Consider the following 4,233-nt stretch of genomic DNA (forward strand, 5'->3'; position numbering starts at 1 on the left):
AACCGGGTTCAGTGGTAATGGGTCCTGGCTTTCGCCAGGACGACGATGAGGAGACCTCCACATCGTCATTGCGAGCGCAGCGAAGCAATCCATGGTGACAGTCTGGATTGCTTCGCTGCGCTCGCAATGACGGAGCATGGGGCATCGGCTTCTTCTCCAACTACCACTGTCATTCTCCGCCACCGGGTCTCGCCTTCGGCGAGCCCGATGACAGGCTCCGGCGGGGAAGCCAGTACGCCGCGACCTCTCGGCTCAATCACAGCCGTCGGAATACTGGATCGCCCGGTCGAGCCGGGCGATGACGGCGAGTGTGTGGTGCAGACACGCCTTCGCATCCTCGCGGCTCAATTCGCCCGAGCTTTGCTTCGTCGCTCCGCCCTCTCAAAGCCAAGAGGGCGCAGGGAAGGCCGGGTGCCGGCTGGCACCCGCGGTCCGCTGCGCGAAAAGCACACGCAGGAAGAACCGCACAGCAGCATACAGGTGTAGCCAATCACTCGGCCTTCCCTGCGCAGTGGGTTGACGGCTTATGCCGTGCTCTCCCGGGAGCCGAGTTCGTTCTGGCCTCCCTCGCCCCGCGAATTGACGATGCCGTCCGCCCGGTTGGGCTCGCGAACAYCTCCRCGACAGGCTTGACCGTAGCAACGACGGCCAGGACCACACGGTTTTGCCGTACGCGCGGCCCGCTTGCTCGCCGCATTATCTCCCGGCGTTGTCGACGTTGCCGGAAGAATGCTGGCGAGACGAACCTTTCAGCGCCGCTCATCCGCACGCGGTTTCGGGCTCACAGGGACTACCCGCCCTGCCCGCACCTTTTCGTGCCGACGCTGCCGCGTCCACCGCAAGCCCAGCTCGCGACACATGACGACACAAGATCGCCCCTCAAGGTCAAGCCGGGATGGACGATACATACGCCATTTCCGAATTTCGGTAAAGTGGAATATTTTTGCGCAAGGAGATTGACAGCCTCGCGGGTGTTTTGCCCGTCGGGCACCCGTAGCCTGGATGGAGCGCAGCGCAATCCGGGAGCGGCGCCGCGCGGAAGGAGCGGCCCCGGATTACGCTGCGCTCCATCCGGGCTACGGGAAATACCGGCGTTGCCTTGTATGCATTATCCCAGTTGCCATCGCCGGGCACTTCGCTTTAGATGCCGCCAACCCGCCCTCGGGCCCACGGCCGGGCGCAAAAAATCACATGACATTTCCACGGGACGAAACATGGCGCGTAACATATTGATTCTCGGTGCTTCCTACGGCTCCCTGCTGGGCACGAAGCTGCTGATGGCCGGGCATAACGTCACCCTGGTCTGCCGCGCCAAGACCGCGGAGCTGATCAATCGCGACGGTACCGAGGTGCGCATCAAGTTGCGCGACGAGGCGGTGCATCGCGCGATCTTCTCGCGCGACCTGCCCGGCAAGCTCGACGCGGTGACGCCCGCCGATGTCGACGTCTCCCGTTACGACATGGTCGGCCTTGCGATGCAGGAGCCGCAATACACCAACCACACGGTCCGCGTTCTCATGGTCAGGATCGCCGCGGCGAAGCTGCCGTGTCTGTCGATCATGAACATACCGCCACTGCCGTATCTGAAGCGGATTCCGTCGCTCGCGGACATGGATCTCGAGGAGGCCTACACCAATGCGCAGGTGTGGGAGCGGTTCGAGCCGGGGCTGGTGACGCTGTGCTCGCCCGACCCGCAGGCGTTTCGTCCGCCGGAAGAGGCCGCCAACGTGCTGCATGTCGGCCTGCCCACGAACTTCAAGGCGTCGGCCTTCGCCGACGACAAGCACAACAAGGTGCTGCGCGAGCTCGAGGCCGACATCGACGCGGTGACGCTCGACGGCCACGACGTGCCGGTGAAGCTGAAGGTGTTCGATTCGCTGTTCGTGCCGCTGGCGAAATGGTCGATGCTGCTGACCGGCAACTACCGCTGCATCACGCCGCACGAGCCGCAGTCGATTCGCGACGCGGTGCACGGCGATCTCAGGCGCTCGCAGACGATTTACGACCATGTCGACGCCATCGCCCGCCGGCTCGGCGCCGATCCGCAGGACCAGGTGCCGTTCGCGAAATACGCCAAGGCCGCCGAAAGCCTGCTCAAGCCGTCATCGGCGGCGCGCGCGGTCGCAAGCGGCGCCCCCTTCATCGAGCGCGTCGACCTCCTGGTCAAGCTGATCTCGCATCAGCTCGGCGCGCCGAATGCCGAGATCGACCGCACGGTCGAGACCGTGGATCAGAAGCTGAACGAGAAGATCGTGCAGGGCGGATCCGGCGCGCAGTAACAGCGCCGCGCCTTCTCTCGCGGTCGGCCGGCGAAGCGTCGGCGCTCACGCGCTCAGGAATGGTTGAAGCCAAATCATGCCGGTCACGGCGACGAGCGTGACCGCGCCGGTGCGCGTGTCGAACTGTCCTCACCAAAGCAGTCCAGCGCACGGTTCCGCGTGTGGCGCAAAATCAACTCGGCGCTGCATGTCCCAGATCACGCAATCGTGTCGCCCGTGCATTGCGCCTGCGCTCAACCGCAAACATCACACCTGCGTGAGACTGATGCATGCTGCTCGTCGTGTTTCCACGCGACGCGCCGTCAAAATGAGTTGTTTCCACCTGAAATGAGGCGAATTGCTCCGCGCTGCGCGTGCGAATGATCTCTCGCGCCTCACGTGTGATCCTTCATTTGCGCAAACGTTGCATGCGCGCGCGACGGGCGCGGCTTCTTGTCTGGCGAACGGAGAGATGAGCAACATAGCTTTCTCAGTTAGGTGTCCGCAAACCGTTCGCCGATCGCTCGTTCGGCGCTGGTCGCGATGCCCGGCCGATGGAACCGGACCAGAAGACCAAGAACAACAAAATGGATCAGGCGATGTTGAGCGTCGTCCGCGCCGTCGAGGCAGGCGCGACGACGATAAAGGGCGTGATCGACGCTACGGGACTGTCCCGGCTCAAGATCGAGCGCGCCTTGAATGCGCTGGAGAAGCAGAAGCTGCTGGTTCGCGATGGCCAGGGCTTCAAGGCCACAGGTCTGCCGAAGACGGCGCGACCGGCACGGCAGTGCGGATCGTGCAACGCCTGCTGCGATATCCTCGAGGTGGCCGACGTCGAAAAGCCGGTGAACCAGCTCTGCAAGCATTGGCAGGCCGGCACGGGATGCACCATCTATGAACGCCGTCCCCAGATGTGCCGATCTTTCGTCTGCGCCTGGCTCCAGGGCCATCTCGACGACGACTGGTTTCCCGAGAAATCGGGCATCGTGGTGCATTTCAGCCAGGATGCCGTCAACGTGACGGTCGATGACGATTGTCCCGACCGCTGGCGCGAGGAGCCGTATTTCAGCAAGCTCGCCGAATGGTCGCTGAACGGCATCAGGCGAATCGGAAACCGCGGTTACGCAACCCTCGTCGTCTCCGGCGCCGATCGGTTCCTGATGCTCGGACGGACCATCGTCCCCGATCCGACACCGTTCGGAACGGCGTTCCTGCCGGTTGCGGCCGACACCTTCCGGTTCTGGAAGGCAAAGTCGCAGGAGCACTTGCAACGGCTGCACGAGCGCATCGCCGAGATCGAGCGGATCAGGCAGGAATTCGGGTCCTGCGCGATCCCCGATGACGCGGACGACGACCCTTACCCGCCCTATCGACCCGCTCTTCTCGAATTGTCGAATCACGCCTGAACGCCGCCGTGGGCAACACKGCATGATTCGTCCCATGCCGCTCGACGCGCCCCGGTCGGGTTGGTAAGCCCCTGTCCGCGAATGAAGGGGACTTGAGTCGGGGACATGACGGTTGCGATCGAGATGGGGCAGACCACGGCCGGCGCCGCGGCGGCCATAGACCTCGAGGAGCTCTTKGCGACCCGTCTCCTGGTGCAGGGCAATTCGGGCTCCGGCAAGTCGCATCTGCTGCGGCGACTGCTGGAACAGAGCGCACCCTGGGTGCAGCAGGCCATCATCGACCCCGAAGGCGATTTCGTCACGCTGGCGGAGCATTTCGGCCATCTCGTGATCGAGGCCGAGGATCACACCGAGCGCGGCCTTCAGGTCGCGGGCGAGCGCGCGCGGCTGCATCGCGTCTCCACCGTGCTCAATCTCGAAGGGCTTGATGCCGAGAACCAGATGCGGCGCGCGGCGGCCTTTCTCGGCGGTCTCTTCGACGTCGACCGTGACCACTGGTATCCGATGCTGGTCGTGGTGGACGAGGCGCAGCTGTTCGCGCCGGCGGTCGCCGGCGAGGTCTCGGACGA

Annotated in this window: 3 protein-coding genes; all 3 read left to right on the plus strand. The window is 64.1% G+C overall.

Annotation, left to right across the window (positions count from 1 at the left end; translation table 11 throughout):
* Positions 1-1,214: 1,214 nt before the first annotated feature.
* Positions 1,215-2,279: a ketopantoate reductase family protein gene (locus ACXJL8_RS35350; protein WP_456623505.1), complete on the plus strand. Its 1,065-nt coding sequence runs from the start codon at positions 1,215-1,217 to the stop codon at positions 2,277-2,279.
* 566 nt (positions 2,280-2,845) lie between these two features.
* On the plus strand, positions 2,846-3,664 hold the full coding sequence (locus ACXJL8_RS35355) for a YkgJ family cysteine cluster protein (protein WP_456623504.1): 819 nt from the start codon (positions 2,846-2,848) through the stop codon (positions 3,662-3,664).
* A gap of 105 nt (positions 3,665-3,769) precedes the next feature.
* Positions 3,770-4,233: helicase HerA domain-containing protein (locus tag ACXJL8_RS35360; protein WP_456686488.1), on the plus strand; the 464-nt coding region annotated here is incomplete at its 3' end.

The sequence above is a fragment of the Bradyrhizobium sp. P5_C11_2 genome, assembly GCF_054049755.1.